General features: G+C 54.3%; 17 protein-coding genes, 1 tRNA gene and 1 pseudogene. 14 read left to right on the plus strand and 5 right to left on the minus strand.

Features of this window, described 5'->3' with window-relative positions:
• Window positions 1-531: pseudogene (locus GHO25_RS20215) on the minus strand (two-component sensor histidine kinase); the annotation flags it as partial.
• Window positions 531-1,211 (minus strand): heavy metal response regulator transcription factor, encoded by a 681-nt coding sequence (locus GHO25_RS20220; protein ID WP_048368693.1) that lies wholly within the window; start codon window positions 1,209-1,211, stop codon window positions 531-533. The pseudogene GHO25_RS20215 and the gene GHO25_RS20220, both read right to left, overlap by 1 nt.
• Window positions 1,212-1,364: 153 nt before the next feature.
• Between GHO25_RS20220 and GHO25_RS20225 the strand changes: the two genes are divergently transcribed.
• Both GHO25_RS20225 and queF read left to right on the plus strand, forming a co-directional pair.
• Window positions 1,365-1,901 (plus strand): plastocyanin/azurin family copper-binding protein, encoded by a 537-nt coding sequence (locus tag GHO25_RS20225; RefSeq protein ID WP_048389305.1) that lies wholly within the window; start codon window positions 1,365-1,367, stop codon window positions 1,899-1,901.
• Between the two features lie 69 nt (window positions 1,902-1,970).
• A complete protein-coding gene (gene queF / locus GHO25_RS20230) occupies window positions 1,971-2,801 on the plus strand; it encodes an NADPH-dependent 7-cyano-7-deazaguanine reductase QueF (RefSeq protein WP_153391983.1) in 831 nt (276 codons plus the stop codon).
• A 144-nt stretch (window positions 2,802-2,945) separates the two neighbouring features.
• Here queF and GHO25_RS20235 read toward each other — a convergent pair whose 3' ends face one another.
• Window positions 2,946-3,419, minus strand: coding sequence for a peroxiredoxin (locus GHO25_RS20235; protein ID WP_123750256.1), 474 nt, complete (start codon window positions 3,417-3,419; stop codon window positions 2,946-2,948).
• Between the two features lie 14 nt (window positions 3,420-3,433).
• On the minus strand, window positions 3,434-3,994 hold the full coding sequence (locus GHO25_RS20240; protein ID WP_048368689.1) for a glycine cleavage system protein R: 561 nt from the start codon (window positions 3,992-3,994) through the stop codon (window positions 3,434-3,436).
• A 328-nt stretch (window positions 3,995-4,322) separates the two neighbouring features.
• On the opposite strand from GHO25_RS20240, the gene dapA reads away from it, so the two are divergent.
• From dapA to GHO25_RS20270, 6 genes are all read left to right on the plus strand, one after another.
• The gene (gene dapA, locus GHO25_RS20245) at window positions 4,323-5,201 is read left to right on the plus strand and encodes a 4-hydroxy-tetrahydrodipicolinate synthase (protein ID WP_153391985.1); all 879 of its coding nucleotides are present in this window, start codon (window positions 4,323-4,325) and stop codon (window positions 5,199-5,201) included.
• A gap of 17 nt (window positions 5,202-5,218) precedes the next feature.
• Window positions 5,219-6,334, plus strand: a complete 1,116-nt coding sequence (bamC, locus tag GHO25_RS20250; protein ID WP_153391987.1) for an outer membrane protein assembly factor BamC — start codon at window positions 5,219-5,221, stop codon at window positions 6,332-6,334.
• A 4-nt stretch (window positions 6,335-6,338) separates the two neighbouring features.
• Window positions 6,339-7,097, plus strand: coding sequence for an MBL fold metallo-hydrolase (locus tag GHO25_RS20255; protein ID WP_153329610.1), 759 nt, complete (start codon window positions 6,339-6,341; stop codon window positions 7,095-7,097).
• Window positions 7,098-7,125: 28 nt separating this feature from the next.
• The gene (gene purC / locus GHO25_RS20260; RefSeq protein WP_048368685.1) at window positions 7,126-7,839 is read left to right on the plus strand and encodes a phosphoribosylaminoimidazolesuccinocarboxamide synthase; all 714 of its coding nucleotides are present in this window, start codon (window positions 7,126-7,128) and stop codon (window positions 7,837-7,839) included.
• A gap of 92 nt (window positions 7,840-7,931) precedes the next feature.
• Window positions 7,932-8,021: transfer RNA gene (locus tag GHO25_RS20265), tRNA-Ser, on the plus strand.
• Window positions 8,022-8,934: 913 nt separating this feature from the next.
• Window positions 8,935-9,369 (plus strand): hypothetical protein, encoded by a 435-nt coding sequence (locus tag GHO25_RS20270; RefSeq protein ID WP_153391989.1) that lies wholly within the window; start codon window positions 8,935-8,937, stop codon window positions 9,367-9,369.
• Window positions 9,370-9,428: 59 nt separating this feature from the next.
• Here GHO25_RS20270 and GHO25_RS20275 read toward each other — a convergent pair whose 3' ends face one another.
• Window positions 9,429-10,058 carry a response regulator transcription factor gene (locus tag GHO25_RS20275; RefSeq protein WP_153391991.1) on the minus strand — a complete coding sequence of 210 codons (630 nt, stop codon included), beginning with the start codon at window positions 10,056-10,058 and terminating at the stop codon, window positions 9,429-9,431.
• Between the two features lie 359 nt (window positions 10,059-10,417).
• Between GHO25_RS20275 and GHO25_RS20280 the strand changes: the two genes are divergently transcribed.
• The 6 genes from GHO25_RS20280 (at window position 10,418) to GHO25_RS20305 (ending at window position 20,040) form a co-directional block, all read left to right on the plus strand.
• On the plus strand, window positions 10,418-10,978 hold the full coding sequence (locus tag GHO25_RS20280; RefSeq protein ID WP_153391993.1) for a fimbrial protein: 561 nt from the start codon (window positions 10,418-10,420) through the stop codon (window positions 10,976-10,978).
• Between the two features lie 23 nt (window positions 10,979-11,001).
• Window positions 11,002-11,754, plus strand: a complete 753-nt coding sequence (locus tag GHO25_RS20285; RefSeq protein ID WP_153391995.1) for a molecular chaperone — start codon at window positions 11,002-11,004, stop codon at window positions 11,752-11,754.
• 140 nt (window positions 11,755-11,894) lie between these two features.
• On the plus strand, window positions 11,895-14,531 hold the full coding sequence (locus GHO25_RS20290; protein ID WP_372240953.1) for a fimbria/pilus outer membrane usher protein: 2,637 nt from the start codon (window positions 11,895-11,897) through the stop codon (window positions 14,529-14,531).
• 11 nt (window positions 14,532-14,542) lie between these two features.
• Window positions 14,543-15,241, plus strand: coding sequence for a molecular chaperone (locus GHO25_RS20295; RefSeq protein WP_153392022.1), 699 nt, complete (start codon window positions 14,543-14,545; stop codon window positions 15,239-15,241).
• A 94-nt stretch (window positions 15,242-15,335) separates the two neighbouring features.
• Window positions 15,336-16,946 (plus strand): ShlB/FhaC/HecB family hemolysin secretion/activation protein, encoded by a 1,611-nt coding sequence (locus GHO25_RS20300; RefSeq protein WP_218580264.1) that lies wholly within the window; start codon window positions 15,336-15,338, stop codon window positions 16,944-16,946.
• Between the two features lie 73 nt (window positions 16,947-17,019).
• Window positions 17,020-20,040: a GLUG motif-containing protein gene (locus GHO25_RS20305; protein WP_153391999.1), complete on the plus strand. Its 3,021-nt coding sequence runs from the start codon at window positions 17,020-17,022 to the stop codon at window positions 20,038-20,040.
• Window positions 20,041-20,067: the final 27 nt, after the last annotated feature.

Raw genomic sequence — 20,067 nt, forward strand, 5'->3', positions numbered from 1 at the left:
GCTACGGGCCGCCCAAGCGCCGAGCAGGGCGGTGGCCAGCGCCGAAAGCCCGACCGTCATCCAGATCAAGTGCTGCATGCGTTGCAGAAAGTGCTGGTGATGGGTGATGTCGAGCAATAACGTCAGTTGCGGCGCATCAGGGTTGTCAGTTCGAGGGTTGAGGACGCGGTAATCGGTGCCATTGATCTGCAGGCTGCCCAGCCCCGGCTGTGTAGGCAGTTCCAGCGGCAAGCGCGTCGAGCTGTCAAACCAGGGGTGCCCGTCCGGGCCGCGCACTCGCACCGCCAGGTCGGGCTGATGGTTGAGGTCTTGCAGCAGTACCGGCAAGCGTTGCTTGAACGTGTCGAGGGAGTCCACGCCATGCAGCGTGCTGCGCAAGACCGCGAGGCGGCTTTCCATCAGTTGTTGATCAAGCTCGACGAAGTGCATCTCGCTGGCGCGGCCAAACAGCACCCCGGCAAACAACGAGACAACCGCCGTGCAGCCGGCAAACAGCAGGGCCAGGCGAGTGCTCAGTGACAGACGCCGCATCAGTGGGCGCGCTCTTCAAGCACGTAACCCATGCCGCGCACGGTATGGATCAACTTGTGTTCATGGTTGTCGTCGATTTTCAGGCGCAGGCGGCGGATCGCCACTTCGATCACGTTGGTGTCGCTGTCGAAGTTCATGTCCCACACTTGCGAGGCAATCAACGATTTGGGCAGCACTTCGCCCTGGCGGCGCAACAGTAACTCCAGCAATGAAAACTCTTTGGCGGTGAGGTCGATGCGCTGACCGGCGCGCTCGACGCGGCGGCGGATCAGGTCCAGGCGCAAGTCGGCCAATTGCAGGCTGGTCTCTTGAGTGGTGCTGCTGCCGCGCCGTAACAGGCTGCGCACCCGGGCCAGCAGCTCGGAAAAAGCGAACGGTTTGACCAGATAATCATCGGCCCCCAGCTCCAGGCCATGCACGCGGTCTTCTACGGCATCGCGGGCGGTCAAGAACAGCACGGGAATATCCAGCCCGGCGCTGCGTACCGCCTGCAAGATCTGCCAGCCGTCGCGACCAGGCAGCATTACATCGAGAATCAACAGCGAGTAATCGCCCGTCAGGGCCAAATGCTGGCCGGTGATGCCGTCAGTGGCCAGTTCGGTGGTAAAGCCTGCCTCGCTCAAGCCTTGGCGCAGGTATTGGCCGGTTTTGGCCTGGTCTTCGACAATCAGCAGTTTCATGGGCAACTCATCACAAAATTCACCTCAGCCTTATACAGGGCGGATTTGTTCGTAGGGTCAAGCTTACAAAGTTGTAATCTGGCGGTCAGTTGAATGCCAGTCGCGCCGCTTTAAGGTGGTGCAAAGACTGACTGCACGTTTTTGGAGGTAAGTATGACGGTACACAAGCGTTTGTCTCTCGCGGGTTGTTTGCTGGCGCTGAGCTTGCCGGTCATGGCCTCGCCGGGTGAGCACTTTGACTTTGGTCATCCGGCGCCTGCCGCCAGTGCCACGCGTACGGTGGAAGTCGACATGACCGACATTGCCTTTAACCCCAAGACGCTGGATGTAAAAGCCGGCGAGACCGTGCGATTTGTGCTGGTCAATAAAGGCCAATTGCTGCACGAATTCAACCTGGGGCACGCGGCCATGCACTCGGCGCATCAAAAAGAGATGCTCGACATGCAGCAGAGCGGCATGTTGACGCCCACCGGCATTAATCACGCAGGTATGGACCACTCGGCGATGGGGCATGGCGGGATGAACATGCCGGGCATGAAGCATGATGACCCTAACAGCGTGCTGGTGGAGCCGGGTAAAACGGCCGAACTGACCTGGACCTTTAGCAACACCGACAACCTGGAATTTGCCTGCAATGTGCCCGGGCATTATCAGGCGGGCATGGTGGGGCAGCTGAAAGTTGCACCTTAAATCGGTCTGATCGTCTGCGGGGGCTGAAAGCCTGTAGAATTGCCGGGTTTTTCTAGCCAGGTTTTTGTCATGCATCCCGCAGCCGAACATTCGCCGCTGGGCAAGTCCAGTGAATACATCAGTACCTACACCCCGTCCTTGCTGTTCCCGATCCCGCGTGCGGCGAAATGGGCGGAGCTTGGGCTGAGCGCCGACACGCTGCCTTATGTGGGAGTGGACTTCTGGAACTGCTTCGAACTGTCGTGGCTGTTGCCTTCGGGCAAGCCCGTGGTGGCCATTGGCGAATTCGCCTTTGCTGCCGATTCGCCGAACATCGTTGAGTCCAAGTCTTTCAAGCTGTACCTGAACTCGCTGAACCAGACCGTGTTTGCCGACACGCAAACCCTGGAAGCCACCTTGCAGGCTGATTTGTCAGCTGCTTCTGGTAAGCCTGTGAGCGTGCGCGTGCGCAGCTTGAATGACGTTCAAGCAGATGGCGTCGGCGTTTTGCCGGGTGTATGCATTGATGATCTGGACATTACGGTCAGCGATTACGCGCACCCGCGTCCTGAGTTGCTCAAGTGCGACCCGGCGCAGGTTGTGGAGGAGAGCGTGTACAGCCACTTGCTCAAGTCCAACTGCCCGGTCACCAGCCAGCCAGACTGGGGCACCGTGGTGGTGGAGTACCGTGGTGCAGCGCTGGATCACGCCAGTTTGTTGGCGTATCTGGTGAGCTTTCGCCAGCACTCAGACTTCCATGAGCAGTGTGTCGAGCGGATTTTTCTCGATTTGCAGCGTTTGCTCAAACCCGAGAAATTGACCGTATATGCGCGCTACGTGCGCCGTGGCGGACTGGACATCAACCCGTACCGCAGTACCGAAACGGTCGAATTCAACAACCTGCGGTTGGTGCGTCAGTAAAACGATTTGATCGTGTAGGAGCGAGCATGTGGGAACGGGCTTGCTCGCGATTGGGCCAACACGGTGTATTAGATAGACCGAGTTGTCGGCATCGCGAGCAAGCCCGCTCCCACAGGGTGTAGATCCCAGGTCATGCGTACCGGGTCAGGCCTGGTTCAGTTGCTTAGCCTGTTCCAGCACCGCTTCAACATGCCCTGGCACTTTAACGCCGCGCCATTCGTGACGCAGGACGCCGTCCTTGTCGATCAGGAAGGTGCTGCGATCCACGCCCAGGTATTCCTTGCCGTAGAGCTTTTTCAGCTTGATCACGTCAAACAGCTGGCACAGGGCTTCGTCCTTGTCGCTCAGCAGCTCAAACGGAAACGCCTGCTTGGCCTTGAAGTTCTCGTGAGACTTTAGGCTGTCCCGTGATACGCCAAACACTTCGGTGTTGGCTGCCTGGAACTCGGCGTAGTGGTCACGAAAGCCTTGGCCTTCAGTGGTGCAGCCTGGCGTGCTGTCTTTGGGGTAGAAGTAAATCACCACCTGTTTGCCTTTAAGGGCCGACAGGCTAACGGTTTTCTCGCCGGTCGCCGGGATCTGGAAGTCGCTTACGGGTTGGTCAAGTGCAACGGCCATGAGGGGTTCCTTCCTTACATCGGGTTCTGTGGGCGCCACGGTTCGATCAGCGCGTCGAGGTTCAGGGCATCGGCGAAATCCAGGAACTGGTCGCGCAGCCAACTGATTTGCACACCGGGCGGCAAGGTCACGGTGAACGTGGCGTTGAGCATGGTGCCGCCGGTTTGCGGGGCCTGATAGGTGTCGCAGGTCAGGTTTTCGAGTTCTACGTTGTGGTCCATGAAGAACTGGCACAGCTCGTTGATGATGTCCGAGCGGTAGGCCGAACTGACATAAGCCACGTACGGCAGTGCTTGCGGGCGAGTCTCAAGTGCCGCGCTGCGCACAACATTGACGTTGAACGCGTGGCGTTTGGCCAGGGAGGGCAGGCCGGCCTCAAGGCGGGCCAGGGCGTCCCAGCTGCCAGAAATTTCCAGTACCAGCGCGCTGCATTCGCCGTGGCGAGTCAGACGAGAGGTCACCACCGCGCAGCGATTTTCATGGCTGGCCCGGCACAGGACGTTAGTCAGCTCCATGGGATTGGCGCCGAGTGCACTGATGACAAGGAATTGTTCGCGGACTGTGGGGGTGGACATGCAGCCTTCCTAAAACGATGAGCGGTCAGTACGGTCGATGACGTGCGAGTCGAAAATCAGGCCCTTTATAAACAGCACAAGCCCGCCAGCAGGCCGTTTCAGGCAATTTGCACACGCGGCAAACTGCGTTCTGTGGCGTGGGGGCAGGGTGTGAAATGCTGACATAAAGGCCCGTAAAACAGACGTTCGCACACATCAGTACCAATCAAAGGATGAAGGGTAGCGAAAAGCAACGCTAAGGGGAATGCTCATGAGGCGCGCTGTTGCTTGTGCAAGGGTCATGGCGCCAGTACCATTACGGCTCTCTTTTTCCGGCAGGAGCGGTTGCATGATTGCGGGCAGTATGGTGGCACTGGTCACACCTATGGATGCACAAGGACGTCTTGATTGGGACGCTCTGAGCAAACTGGTGGACTTTCACCTGCAAGAGGGCACCAACGCCATTGTTGCCGTTGGCACCACAGGTGAATCAGCAACTCTGGATGTGAACGAACACATCGAAGTGATTCGTTACGTCGTCAAACAGGTGGCGGGGCGTATTCCGGTGATTGCCGGCACAGGCGCCAACTCGACACGTGAAGCGATCGAACTGACCTCCAACGCGAAGACCGCGGGCGCAGATGCTTGCCTGCTGGTGACGCCGTATTACAACAAGCCGACCCAAGAAGGCTTGTATCAGCACTTCAAGGCCATCGCCGAAGCGGTTGATATCCCGCAGATCCTCTACAACGTTCCGGGCCGTACGGCGTGCGACATGCTGCCAGAAACCGTGGTGCGCCTGTCGACAGTGAATAACATCATCGGCATCAAGGAAGCCACCGGCGACCTGAGCCGAGTGCGCGCCATCCTGGACCATGTAAGCAGCGATTTCCTGGTGTACTCCGGTGATGACGCCACGGCTGTAGAGCTGATGCTGCTCGGCGGCAAAGGCAACATCTCGGTGACCGCCAACGTTGCCCCGCGTGACATGAGCGACCTGTGCGCCGCTGCGATGCGTGGCGATGCTGACACGGCCCGCAAGATTCACGAAAAACTGATGCCGCTCAATAAAACCCTGTTTATCGAATCCAACCCGATCCCCGTGAAGTGGGCGCTGCATGAGATGGGCTTGATGCCGGACGGTATCCGTCTGCCGCTCACCTGGCTCAGCGAAGCCTGTCACGAACCGCTGCGGCAGGCCATGCGCCAGTCCGGCGTCCTGGTTTAATTGAGGAAGCATTACGCATGAAGCGATTGGCCGGACTTTCCGCACTAGCCGTGATTATTTCAAGCACCAGCGGCTGCGGTTGGCTGTGGGGCCCAGATGGGTACTTCCGGGACCGTGGCAGCGACTATTTGCAAGCTCAAGAAACTGCACCGATGAAACTGCCGCCGGGCGTTGTCACTGACAAGCGCTTGGTGCCGTTGTTGCCGATTCCGGCCAACGTGCCGGATGACAACGTCAAGGGCGAGTTTGTCGTGCCACGTCCACAACCTTTGGCGGCGATTACCAGCTCCGGCGACTACAGCCTGCAAAAAACCGGCGACAGCCGTTGGGTGTTGGCGCAGCACGTGCCGTCCGAGGTGTGGTCGGTTGCGATGCAATTCTTCCAGGACAACGGCTTCCGTATCGATGAGCAGCGCCCACAAACCGGCGAGTTCACCACCGCTTGGCAGCAGGCTGGCGAATTGTCCTCACCGATTGCCCGTCACGTGACCAGCAGCGGCTTGGCTGTCGACAGCGAAACCCGTCTGCGGGTGCGCATCGAGCCAGGCGTGCAGCGCAACACCAGCGAAATCTACGTGGTCAGCGCCAACCGCCCGGCAGGCAGCACCGCCAATGTTGATTTCACTCAGAACTCGGTGAACACCGGTCTGGATGCGGGCCTGGTTGACGAAATGCTGATCAGCATGAGCCGCAGCGCCGAGAAGGGCGGTTCGGTGTCGTTGCTGGCAGCCCGTGACTTCGATACCCCGGCGCGTGTCACCTTGAGCGAAGACGGCAGCGGCAACCCTGTTCTGAGCCTCACCGAAGACCTCGACCGTGCCTGGTCCAGTGTCGGTCGTGCACTTGAGCAAGGCGATTGGCGCGTTGAAGACATCAACCGCACATTGGGCCTGTACTACATCAACCTGGCGGAAAAAGCCGAGAAGAAGGACGAGAAACCTGGTTTCTTCTCCGGTCTCTTTGGTGGCAAGCCGAGCAAGGAAGAAGTTGAAGCCCGTGCCCAGCGTTATCAGGTTCGCCTGAGCAAGGTCGGCGACAGCGTACAAGTGACGGTTGAAGAGAACATCAACAAGAGCGCATCGCCAGAAGTGGCGCGCAAAGTGTTGAGCGAGATTCAAGACAACCTGGGCTAATTTTATGCGTTTTGCCGTTCTCGGCAGTGGTAGCCAAGGGAATGGCACGCTGATAGCCAGCGACAGCACCTATGTATTGGTCGATTGCGGTTTCTCGTTGCGAGAAACCGAGCGCCGCCTGGTTCGGTTAGGCGTCAGCCCACACCAACTGAGCGCGATTCTGGTAACCCACGAACATGCCGATCACGTGCATGGCGTGGGTTTGCTGTCTCGGCGCTACAATTTGCCGGTGTATATGAGCCGTGGCACTCAGCGCGGGATGCGCAAACCACTGGAGCCGGCCGGTTTCGTGGCAGATGGTGAGACGCTGCAGATCGGCGCCCTGACCATCAGTGTGACCCGTGTGGCACATGATGCTCAGGAGCCCACCCAATATGTGTTCAGTGATGGTCAGCGGCGCTTTGGCTTGTTGACCGACCTGGGTTCCTATTGCTCGGGCGTGCTGCACAGCTACCGCGATCTGGATGCACTGATGATCGAGGCTAACCATTGCCGCGACCTGCTGGCCCGTGGTCACTACCCCTACTTTCTCAAGCAGCGAGTGGGTGGTCAGGAAGGACATTTGAACAACCATCAGGCCGCAAACCTGGTGGCCGAGTTGGGCTGGAAAGACCTGCAACACCTGGTGCTGGCCCACCTCAGCAGCAAGAACAACCTGCCGCAGCTGGCCCGACAATGTTTCGTCGACACCCTTGGGTGCGACCCGGACTGGCTGCAACTGGCGGATCAAGATTCAGGGCTCGACTGGCGCACAATCGCCTAGCCCACCTACTTAGCATGCGGAGCCCATCATGGAAAAACGTGAAGAACTCTATCGCGGTAAAGCGAAATCGGTTTACAAGACTGACGACGAAAACCGCTTGATCCTGTTGTTTCGCAACGACACCTCAGCATTTGATGGCAAGCGTATCGAGCAGCTCGATCGTAAAGGCATGGTGAACAACAAGTTCAACGCCTTCATCATGCAGAAACTCGAAGCCGCCGGCGTGCCGACGCAATTCGACAAACTGCTGGGCGACAACGAATGCCTGGTTAAAAAGCTCGACATGATCCCGGTTGAATGCGTTGTGCGTAACTACGCGGCAGGCAGCCTGGTCAAGCGTCTGGGTGTTGAAGAGGGCATGAAGCTCAACCCTTACACCTTCGAACTGTTCCTCAAGGACGACGCCAAGGGCGACCCGTTCATCAACGAATCCCACGTAGTGGCATTCGGTTGGGGCACAGCTGAGCAACTGGTTCGCATGAAAGAACTGTCGCTCAAAGTTAACGACGTGCTGAACAAACTGTTCGATGACGCTGGCTTGCTGCTGGTCGACTTCAAACTTGAATTCGGCGTATTCCACGACGGCACCATCGTCCTGGGCGACGAATTCAGCCCGGACGGCTGCCGTCTGTGGGACAAAGCCACTGGCAAGAAAATGGACAAAGACCGTTTCCGTCAGGGCCTGGGCGACGTTATTGAAGCCTACGAAGAAGTTGCAAACCGTCTCGGCGTCCCGCTTTAAGCTGTAAAAGCGCGCAAGCAACTGATAGCACGCGATTTTTTTGAAAAAAGGCTTTGCCTGAAATCAAAAGCGTTGTTATGATGCGCGCCGTTGGAGAGATGCCAGAGTGGCCGAATGGGACGGATTCGAAATCCGTTGTACTGGCGACAGTACCTAGGGTTCGAATCCCTATCTCTCCGCCATTACATAGAAAAGCCCCGTAGCTGAATAAGCTACGGGGCTTTTTGCATTTCTGTGTCCAGCGTATACGCAATCTCGTGGCGACAGACCTGCCGTAAGCTGGCCACAGCCAGTGGAGTGAAGCGCGGCTGTAAGTCTCGTCTTGAGCGTCTAAGCAGGCGTAAAACGAACAACTTGAGTCCTGGCGGCGCATCCAGAGACCTGTGCGACGCCCATGAGGGCGTACCGAGCAGCACTAGAGTGCTTCTCAAATAACTTCAGCCCCTGGAGTCGCCCGGTGCAGATCCTTACGGCGGTTGCAGTTTCCCATTTGTGAGCCTGCTACATTGGGTCGTAGCTTGAGCGTGAGGCTATATAGGTGGTCGGGTGCCCCCGCCTGTGGGTCTGCATTGTTATCACACTCCCAAGCACCTGCGCTCGTTTCAGCCTTTCTCATTACCGAATCCAATCAATACAACGCCCTGCGCGTACTAGCCGAGGTATGACACGGCGTTATTTGGCTATTTGTCGTTTCGATCGGACGAGGATTCACACCTCAATGCTGCTCAAGACCATTGGGCCACCTTCTGCCTGCTTGTGTTGCCTCATTCTGGCTTTGGTAAATTAATATTCATCCATCTAAACAACAAGTTGGGAATGGCCAGTGTGTTGAGTGGGGGGTATCAGAATGTATATGAAGTTTGGTGATAAGCCCTATGCCGCTTGGGCTATGGCTGTTGGGCTTTAGGGTCGTAGATGCTCGCATACTTAAGTTTTTCGAATTTCAGAAACCGCTGATTCTATTTTGTTTATTAATGAATAATAATTAGGTGCTGAGTATTTTCTGTAAAAATACGGGAGCAGATATTGAGTGTTTGTTGGCTGGGTTGAACACTCTCTGAAATGTAATTTTAGTAGGCTTAAGCGGAGGTTTGTATGGATTCTTTTTTTCGGTACGCTCAATATCATGATGTTATATTTCCTGATGGTATGGGCGATTCAAAGCGCTTGGTAGCAGGTTTCAAGGGAGCAGAGTGTGCCGTCAGTGCCGTTAAATACTTGGCTCGGGGTGATCGGGGTAGGTTATTAATGTTTATTCAGCAAGTACGCAGCGTCAATAGGTCTGATGTCGACGTATTGCTGGCAGCAGTCGACGCAAGAGACAGAATATGGGTGGCCAAGTGTGCACATAAGATTTTGGGCTCGGCCGGTGTATTCAAATATGAATCTCTCGTTAAACATTGTGGTTTTATGGAGAGCGCTTGCGTAAATGAATCGTGGGTGGTGCTGGTCGAGTTATCTAAGCGGATTAAGTGGCTAATCTGTCAATTAGATAAGTCGCTTGCAGTTTTGATAGCTGAGGAAAATTAAAATTTTTTAGCGATAAAAAGCCATGATGTCACAGGGCTGGCATGCCTGCTGGGTATGAATTAAATAAAGTTCATTCGTCGAGCAGCGTCGACCATTGCCACCAAGTGAGTGGTGTTGAATTTTTTCAATAGTCGGACTTTATAGGTGCTAACAGTTTTATGGCTGATAAATAGTTCCGCTGCTACTTCTTGATTGTTTTTGCCCTGTCCAAGTAAACGCAGTACAGTTGTTTCTCTGTTGGTCAGTACTAGCTTTGTGGGTGTGTTGGTGTGCTCTAAAGGAAAGCTTTCCTGCAGCGCCTGGAGTGCGCTCTGTGGGAAGAATGTACGGCCGCTCATTAGCGCCTTGACGGCATCAACCACTTCATCTAACGCATCGAGTTTACTCATAAAACCGCTGGCACCCGCCTTCAAGCACCTGGCTGCGAAATTTTCGGGAGCGCTGGAGGTGAGGATAAGTATTTTGACTGAGAAATGATTGGCCATCAGGTGTGACATTACGGCAAGTCCATCCAGCTTTGGAATGTCGAGATCAAGTATGACGATGTCTGGTTGACAGGTGCGTGCACACTGAATTGCCTCAAGACCATTGTCCACTTCCGCCATTATGCTGTGCCCATGTTGTTCCAGCAGGCACCGAAGTGCCATACGCACCAACGGATGATCATCAACAATAACAATATTACCCATTGGCAAACGTCCTTTTAATGCCTGAGTGGTGTGACATGAGCTATTTCAGAAAGCGCAGGCGCGTGAATGTGCCATAAGTCGTGGGCCGTCGTCGATAGTTATTATTATTTTAGGATGAGATAGCTGATTTTAGTTTGCCTTGGTGCAGGGTCAGAAGTATCTGAAGCCAGATTGAGTACTATCTGAATGTTCATTCGGTGGAGTCTTAATGTGTTTGGTCCAATGGAGTTGTATTGTTATTTAGCTCTTTCTCGGGTGTGCTGGGTATTAGGGCTTTGCGAGCTCCGACAATGTTTGGTCTTGGGTTGGAGCGAGCTAATGGATTATTTTTGACTCGGATAATGTAAAAAGGAAGTTAAATGAAAATCATGTCGCTAAAAAAATGCATGGCTGCTGGTTCGGTTTTGGTTCTGATGGCTCCTTCGTTGTCTTATGCTGTTGATGGTGTTGTGAATTTCTCGGGTAGCATTACTGATGTCACCTGCGATATCAATGGCAAAGGTCCTGGTGAAGGTAATATTACTAACGTTGATTTGGGTAGGGTGTCTCCTAGTACTTTTACAAGTATTGGTACGGCATCGAGCTTTGTGCCTTTTAAACTTCAACTTTCGGGAGCGTCGTGCACAAACGACAGTAAGGTTTCCATCGCTTTTGATCAAGTAGGTAATGTTGATTCGGTTACTGGGAACTTGAAACTCACTGGCACCTCTTCTGCCACAGGTGTACAGATTCAAGTATTCAACGACACACCGGGCGGTTCGAAAATCCCTTTAGGCGAAGCTGAAGCAGTGCCTCAAGTTGCCACCATTGCAGATAATAAGGCGACGTTGTCTTATAAGGCATCATATGTGTCTACTGCTGCCAGCGTTACACCAGGCTCAGGTATTTCGCATGTTCGATACACCCTTTCCTATCAGTAATAGTATTGGATAGGAGGTAGGCCATGGCGCCGATAAAATGTTCTTATGCCTTTGTCATCGGCGCCATCTTTATGGGGCTTTTAGTCAACGTTGCTCAAGGCGCTATTATTGTGCAGGGCACACGGGTTGTCTTTCCGGAAAAGAGTCGTGAGGTCACATTAAGAATTAATAACGTTAGTGTCGCTCCTGTATTAGTTCAAAGTTGGGTGGATGATGGGCAATCTGACGCGCTGCCAGAAAATTTGCAAGTTCCCTTTATCGTGGCTCCGGCGGTGACGCGAGTCGATTCGGGAAGCACAGCAGTCTTGCGTATCAGCTCCACACAACCTCAGTTGCCGACAGACCGCGAGTCGTTATTTTGGTTAAACGTTTTAGAAATGCCGCCTCGCAGTTCCGTTGATGATACTGTTTTGCAGTTCTCCTTCCGTACACGCATTAAGCTTTTTTTTCGTCCCGGTACACTGAGTCCGGATGCTTCCGGAGCCGCGGATTCACTCACGTGGAAACTTATTCGTAACGGGGCAGGCAAAGGCAAAAGTAATTCTCTTTTGGAGGTGACAAATCCCTCTCCTTATTACGTGTCTTTTGGGCACATTGGGGCGCAGTTTAAAACTACGTTAACGCCCGCCGGTACAGGAATAGTCGAGCCATTTGGTAAGGCTCTGTTTACCTTGTCTCTCCCTATTCCCGCTTCATATCAGAAGGCATTGGTTCAGTACGAAGTCATTAACGACTATGGTGGTCGGCGGGTATTAGAAAAACCGTTAACTGAATAGTTGTTTGATTGAGAAATGCACTCGTTACCTCTTAGCGCAAGAGCGAACTCTGGATACTGAGTATGTTGATAGGCCTTTTGCTTCGACCTGCTATCACAGGCTCGACGACATTTCTGTGCGTTAGGGGAAAGCATCGTTGTGTGCGTAAACCCATGTTAGGCATGCTCGTGACGGTCATGTTTTTTCTTATGTTGGTTCACGCTGGACCTTCTGATGCGCAGATGCCGGCTGTGGCAAAAGGTGAACCCATGCTAAAGCCCGAAGTTGATCCTGAAGACATTATTTTTGACTCGCAAATGTTGGTCCAAGGATCTAACGGAGGGGGAATTGATACTTCTCGCTTTGAGAAAGCAAACCTCATTTTAGCGGGTCGCTACCGTCTTGATATGTTGGTCAACGGTCACTGGCGGGGCGTGCAGAATATTGAGCTGCGAAACGTCCACGGGCAACAAAATGCTCACGTGTGTTATGACCGGGCTTTGCTCGAGCGTGTGGGCATTGACCTAGTGCGTAGTGCAACTGTGCGCTCCCCTCTGCCAGAAGGTTTAGTGTGTGAAAACCTGGCAGATTATGTTCCTGGTGCCTCTGTGAAAGTTGATATTGCAGAGCAATCACTGAATATAGTTGTGCCCGAGTATTATTTGTCTCGGGACTCATCAAACAAAGATGTCGATCCCTCTTTATGGGATCAGGGTGTAATAGCCGCTCAACTTAGTTACGACACTAATTTATCGACCTCTAGTAGTAGGAGGGTGCGTTATACCAATGGTTATGCAGGCCTGAACATGGGGCTGAACCTCGCCAGTGTGCGCTTTCGGCACACAGGTAGCCTCGTATGGTCGCCTAAAACGGGGGAGCGTTATCAGCGAGGTAATATTTATGCACAAACCGATCTGACGAAATTAAATGCGCAGTTACTGGCGGGTGAGAGTTCGACCAGTGGTGAATTTTTTGATGCCATCTCGTTTCGTGGCGTTCAAGTCGAGAGCGACGATCGCATGTTGCCACAACGTCAGCGTTTCTATGCGCCGGTAGTGCGAGGAACGGCCAGTTCAAATGCAAGGGTGACGATTTATCAGCGCGGCTATCTTGTTTATGAGACGACAGTAGCGCCTGGTCCCTTTGAAATCAGTGATCTGCAAGCGGCTAGTTTTGGTGGTGATTTGCAAGTCACAGTCACCGAAGCAAACGGTCAGAAAAGTTCCTTCATGGTGCCCTTTGCGACCACCGTACAGTTACTTCGGCCTGGGCGTACTCGCTACAGCGCAACTGCCGGGCAAGTGATAGATAAAAGCATACAAGGCACACAACCTTTCATGCTGCAAGGTACTGTTCAACACGGCTTGGATAACGAGTTGACAGCTTACGGAGGAAGCGCGCTGACCCGTGACTATATGTCCGGCATGTTGGGCACGGCGCTTAATACTCCCATTGGAGGCTTTGCCGTTGATCTGACGTTGGCCAAGACTGAGCTGAGTAACGACCAGCGCCAGCAAGGCTCAAGTGTGCGGCTGTCTTACAGTAAAAATCTTCCAGCCAGTGGTACGAACTTTTCACTGCTTGCTTATCGCTACTCCACCTCCGGGTACTTGGGGTTGCGTGACGCTGTTGCCTTACAAGATGTGATCGCGCGCGACCCGCTCAAAGCTGCCGACTATGCACGTACGCGCAGCCGTCTGGATATGAACATCAGCCAACGATTCGGTGAATTCGGCGGCAGTCTCTACCTGAGTGGCTCATCGATTAAGTATTGGAATCAGAGCAGCCAGACTCAGAGTTTTTCTTTGGGCTATAGCAATCAATGGCGTGGTAATACCTACACCCTTGCGGCGCAGCGCACACAAGGTGGCGCAGATTACTGGGCAAGCGGAGCGGGTAGTAACGCCAACACCATGGTCAGTTTAAGTGTCTCCATTCCATTGGGTCGCGAGCCTAATAGAGGAACGACGCTCACTAGTTTTGCAAGCCGCGATAACTACTCGGGGACCCACCTGTCCTCTGGCTTATCAGGCGTTATCGATGAGTCTGGTCAGGGAGCGTACGCGTTATCAGTCGCGCGCGACGGTCAAAACCATGACGTATCTAATAACGCCAGTCTTAACTATCGCTTACCTAAGGTTTCGCTGGGCGCAAGCGTTTCGCGTGGCCGTGACTACCAACAAGGTTCCTTGAGTGCCTCAGGGGCCATTATTGCTCACCCCGGTGGTGTGACGTTATCCCAAAGTCTAGGTGAAACCATTGGGGTGATTCGAGCGCCAGATGCGCAGGGCGCACAAGTCGGTTATGGCGTGACCACTGTTGATAGCCGTGGCTACGCAGTGTTGAACAGCCTGACGCCTTATCAGGTGAATAACGTCGATATTGACCCTAATGGCATGCCTGATGACGTAGAGCTCAAGGTCAGCTCGCGCAGTGTGGTCCCGCGTGCCGGGGCGGTGGTGATGCTTGATTATCCAACCCTGCGTGCGCGGCCAGTGCTCATCAATAGCAGGTTGGTCAATGGTGATCGCCTGCCTTTCGCCGCAACGGCTATCGACGTCCAGACTGGCGAAACCATCGGAGCTGTAGGGCAGGGTAGCCGATTGGTTATTCGATCCGAAAAAGATCAAGGAACGATCCGTGTCGAGTGGGGTAAAGAGCGGGATCAACAGTGTCAGGTGGATTACCAGTTGCCCGAGCGTCCTGCCGGGAAAAACAGTGGTTATGACTTGTTGGAGTTACCTTGCCGTCCCGTTTCAGAACTTGGCAAGCGTTCAGCGCAAGAGTTGCACTTTTGAAGCCCAAGGCGATGTTTCTGAGCGTGGGCGCATTGGTACTTGTCAGTTTCTGTGTTTGCTCGCAGGCAGCCTTGTCAGTCACCGGCACGCGTTTTGTTTATCCGGGGCAATCGAAAACCCTCACGGTTCGCTTGGGTAATTCCGGTGAGCAACCGATTTTGGCGCAAACCTGGCTGGATAAAGGTGACCCGCGGATAGATCCGAGCTTGTTAACGGTGCCGTTTGTCGTCTCAGCGCCCCTTGTGCGGCTCGATCCACAACAAACCAAAGCATTGCAACTGCGTTACACGGGCGAGGCTTTGCCTGGTGATCGCGAGTCTCTGTTTTGGATCAACTTCCTGGAAGTTCCGCGCTTACCAGACAGCAGTGGCCACTTGCTGCGTTTGTCTTATCGCTTGCGTATGAAGTTGCTATTTCGCCCTCCTGGTTTACCTGGTTCCGCTGAGACGGCGGCGCGTCACGTTGTATGGAAATTATCGGCAGGGAGGGTTTTGAGCGCCGAAAACCCTTCGCCGTTTTACGTATCAATCACCGCTTTGCGCCAAGGGGCCATGAACCTGACCCCGGTGGCGCGGAACATCACCGTCGACCCTTTTGGTACGGCAAGCGTTGCGCTGCCCGAGGGGCGTGACAGCTCGTTTGTGGAATATGACTTTGTTGATGACAGTGGGGAGACCGTCAGTGTGCGTGCATCACTACACAAGGATTAAGGCCGACAGTTCAGATGCTGGCAAAAGAGATCGCAGATCCACGGTGAGGAAGGGCGGGCAGTGGGCATTGTTATTGGTGAGCCTGTTGCCGTTGATGACTTTTGCCCAAGTGCCTAATGCGGGCCAGGCCATACGTGACATCGAGTCTTTGCAACCAGCGTTTCAAGAGCCTTCAGATGTCGATCTGGAAATACCTCGCCCCACGCGGCCAGCGCTACCGCCTTCGAACGATGGCGGGATGCGTTTGACCGTGGAGAACTTCCTTCTTGAAGGCAACCAGGTGTTCTCCAATGGGGTACTGCTGGCGCTAGTGGCCGACTTACGGGGGGAGTCTCTTGATCTCGCCGGGCTGCGGGCTGCGGCGCAACGTATTACTGACTATTACCAGAGCCACGGGTACGTTCTGGCACGAGCGTTTCTACCTGCACAAGATATTGAGCAGGGTGTGGTGCGCATTGAAGTCATGGAAGGGCATTTCGATCGTATCGAAGTGAATAATCGTTCTCGCACCCTTGATAGCGTATTGCATCAACCCCTGTCTTCTTTGAAGCCAGGTGCGATTGTCTATGACGCTGATCTAGAACGCAGTCTGTTGCTACTCAGTGATCTGCCGGGCATTACGGTCAAAGGCACGCTACGTCCTGGAGCGCAGCGAGGAAGTACCGATCTGGTGGTCGATGCCGATCCAGGCCCTTGGGCGACCGGCACCCTGGAGGCTGACAACTATGGCGGTCAATACACTGGTGAGTACCGTCTTGGCGCCAGTTTTAACCTTAATAACCCTCTGCGCCTGGGGGATGAGTTCAGTCTGCGGGTTCTGGGAAGCAATCAGTCTCAACGTTACTACCGCACAGGCTATAGGTTGCCGGTAGGGCCTTGGTCAACTCAAGTCGGTGTTGCTTACTCCGAAATGACTTACCGGTTAGGCAAAAAATTTGAAGTGCTCAAGGCCAATGGCAAAGCCACAGTGCGCAGCGCCTATGCGTCCCAGCCGCTTATTCGCAGTCGTACGTTCAACCTCAATGCACAAGTGCAGTACGACACCAAGCATCTACAAGACGATATCGATCTGTTTGAACTGAGTAGCCCCAAGCGTGTGGAACTGTGGACGCTGGGGCTTAACAGTAACAATCGCGACCTGTGGTTCGGAGGGGGGCAAAGCCTGTTCTCCCTCAGCTACAGCTGCGGGCGATTGAATATCGGCGACGAACTTGAGCAGAGCCTTGACCGGCGCAGCGCCGGGAGCGACGGTCATTTTGACCGGGCTAACTTCAGTGTCGCGCGCCTGCAGCGCTTGAGTCAGCGCTGGCATCTCTACAGCCAACTAAACGCGCAGTGGGCCAGTACCAACCTGGACAGTTCTGAAAAAATTGGCCTCGGCGGCCCCGGCGGGGTACGCGCTTATGCCTTGGGTACAGGCAGTGGCGATCAGGGCTGGCAGGCCAGCATGGAGCTGCGTTACTTGCCATTTTCTGGCGTTCAACTGAGTGCCTTTGTCGATAAAGGCGCAGTGGATATCAACAAGCGTCCTTGGACCTCGGAAAACAATCGCCGTGCAATGACGGCGGGTGGCGTGGGTGCCACTTGGAGTGGTATCGGGCAGCAAATCAGCCTGACGGCGGCTTGGCCAATTCGCAGTACAGAACAAGACGATGGTCCTCACCAAGACCCCAGGATCTGGGTGAACGCCACACAGTATTTCTGAGTGCTTGCGCACTTGGAGTGACCGGGTGTTCTGCAAGGGTGCAGGGCATTAGTAATGATAAGAGGATGGCACTTTGAACAAGGTTTATGCATTGGTCTGGAATCAGGCGTTAGGCTGCTGGAATGTGACTCAGGAAGGCGCACGTCGCCGTTCTAAATCCAGTCGTCAGCTAGGGGTTGTGGCTGTTCTGGCTGCCTTGGGTTTGGGCGCCATGGCGCCTGCCTTTGCGTTGCCGACTGGAGGCACTGTGGTGTCCGGTCAGGGTGACATTCTGGATTTTAACGGTAGTTCGCAAATGTCCATTAATCAGCACAGTGACAAGCTGATTACTAACTGGACCGACTTCAGTATTGGCGCTGGGCAACGGGTCACCTTCAATCAGCCCAGCTCTTCCTCGGTTGCTTTGAACCGTGTTACCGGCACGAATGTAAGTAGCATCAACGGTCAGATGGATGCCAATGGTCGAGTGTTCCTGGTCAACCCTAACGGTGTGGTTGTAGGTCAGGGTGCCCAGGTCAACGTCGGTAGCTTGGTGGCCTCGACGCAAGCGATCAGTGATGCTGACTTTTTGGCTGGCAACTACCACTTTAGCGGCGTGTCCAATGCCGAGATTGTTAACAATGGGACTCTGACTGCTGCACCAGGTGGAAACATTGCTCTGTTGGGTTCTAGTGTCCGCAATGATGGCGTCATTCAAGCGCAGATGGGCCGTGTTGCACTGGGAGCGGGATCGGATTTCACGGTTAACTTTGACGGCAATAATTTGCTCAACTTGCAAGTTGATGCTGCAGCCGTGAATGCGCTGGCCCAAAACGGCGGCTTGTTAAAGGCCGATGGTGGCCAAGTACTGATGACCGCTCGAAGTGCCGGCAATATGCTACAGGCCGTGGTGAATAATCAGGGCTCTATCGAAGCCAATACCCTTAATGGCTCAGCCGGCAAGATCACCCTTGACGGTGGTGATGTGGGTGTTGTGCGCGTCGGTGGAGCGCTCACGGCAAACGCACTCAATAGCTATGGCAATGGTGGCGTGATTGAGGTTAAGGGGGCCGATGTCGAGGCTCAACTGGGTACTCAAGTCAACACTGCTGCCAGCAATGGCCAGACGGGTACATGGAAGATTACATCAGACAAAGTCACTATCAGCCCAACAGCAGCGACGGCGGGGGTAACGACCTTCAGCGATACCCTCACCCGTAACCTGGCGAGCACCAATATTGAAGTGACCAGCAGGAATGGTGATCTGACACTCACGGGCCCCATTAGCTGGAAGAGTGGTAACGGTCTGACGTTGAAGTCGGCAGGTGACATCAATCTTAATGGTGCTTTGACAGCCACAGGCGCGGGTGCGCGCGTGACAATTGATGCCGAGCGCGATGCTAACCTCAATAGTAAAGTGTCTTTGACCGGCCTCAACAGTGGCATGACCCTGAACCACGGCGGGCGTTCAAACTTGGGCAAACACGGTCAGGTAACCTTGTCAGCAGCCGGGGCTACATACCAATCTAACGGTACTTATTACAACGTGATCCAGAACGTTGCCCAATTGCAGAACGTCAACGCCAACCTCAATGGTTTTTACGTACTGGGCAATAGTATTTCCAACAGAGTTTACTTTGACTCTATTGGCGGCAACACCCAGTTCCGCGGGGTATTTGATGGCCTGGGGAACACTGTTAGCGGGCTGACAGTGCGCAACAGCGGTCCCAATCTGGGGCTGTTTTCTGCTTCGTCCGGCAGTATTAGTAACCTTAAGCTGATGTCTATGGCCATCACGGGAAGTCAGGTGACGACACCCACCTCTTCGATTGGTGGTCTGGTAGGGGTGAACTTTGGCACGGTGTCCAATGTGTCGACTCAGAATGTCAACGTGGCTGCTTATTGGCGGGGTAACAACAGTGTGGGCGGTTTGGTGGGGCGCAATTTAGGCGGCTCCATTGATAACAGCTCCTCCCAAGGCGTAGTGACCGGTAATGCTTACACTACCTCGATCGGTGGCCTGGTGGGCGAGAACACTACTGGCGTGTGGGGACTGGCGACAATCACCAATAGTGTTTCCCAATCCAATGTCAGTGGCGCCATGCAGCGTAATGTCAGCGGGGGGGTTGGCGGTTTGGTTGGGGCCAACAATGCAGGCTACATCGCTGACTCGTCCAGCAGCGGCTCTACGATCAGTACTGGTGCGGGGCTGAATGTCGGCGGGCTGGTGGGTTACAACGAGAATGGCACCCTTGAGCGCACTAATGCGATGGGTGCGGTCCGCGGTTCCGGTGTGGGCAGTGTGGGCGGGCTGGTTGGGCTTAACCTCAATAGTTCTGTTACTGAATCTACCAGCAGTGGTTTGGTGACTGGATCAGGCTCCATCGGCGCAGGTGGTTTGGTGGGCACCAACAAAAACAGTACATTGGCGAATGTTAAGGTCAGCGGTGGCGTTAGTGACTCATATGGCGCAAACGTCGGTGGCCTGGTCGGTAATAACGTGAATAGCAGCATCGACGTTGCCGAAGCAACGGGCAGTGTGGGTGCAGGCAATAACAGTCGTGTGGGTGGGCTGGTAGGTTTTAACGATCATGGCACCATTACCCATTCTGTAGCTCGGGGCAAGACAACGGCTTATGGCAACAGCCATGTGGGTGGGCTGGTCGGGTTTAACGACGGCACCTTGCGCGCTGTTGAGGCCAGCGGTGTGGTTGTTGCCGGGGTTAATAGCTTCGCAGGTGGATTAGTCGGTACGAACGGCAACAACTCCTCCAGCTCCATAGATTCAGCGTCAGCCAGTGGTAACGTGCAAGGGGGTGTTCGCGCTGTGGTAGGTGGTCTGGTAGGCCAGAACAACGCTCGCATCACCAACGCTTCGTCTACCGGCTCTGTCGCTGCCAGTACTTATGCAACGTTGGGAGGTCTGGTGGGCTTGAACATGGGTAATGTTCGACAGTCGGTGGCTTCCGGAAAGGTTAACTTCTTGCCGGCTGCTTACCGTCAAACCTATGGTGGTCTGGTGGGCATGAACTACGGCGAGTTGTTCTATAACGGTGTCTCTGGACAAGCCGCGCTGGTCCCGTTTGTAGGTTTTAATCAAGGCACTATTCGTTAAGTTAAAAGGCGAATAAGTACTTTGGTT

Source organism: Pseudomonas sp. FSL R10-1350 (assembly GCF_009600525.1).
GTDB lineage: Bacteria > Pseudomonadota > Gammaproteobacteria > Pseudomonadales > Pseudomonadaceae > Aquipseudomonas > Aquipseudomonas helleri.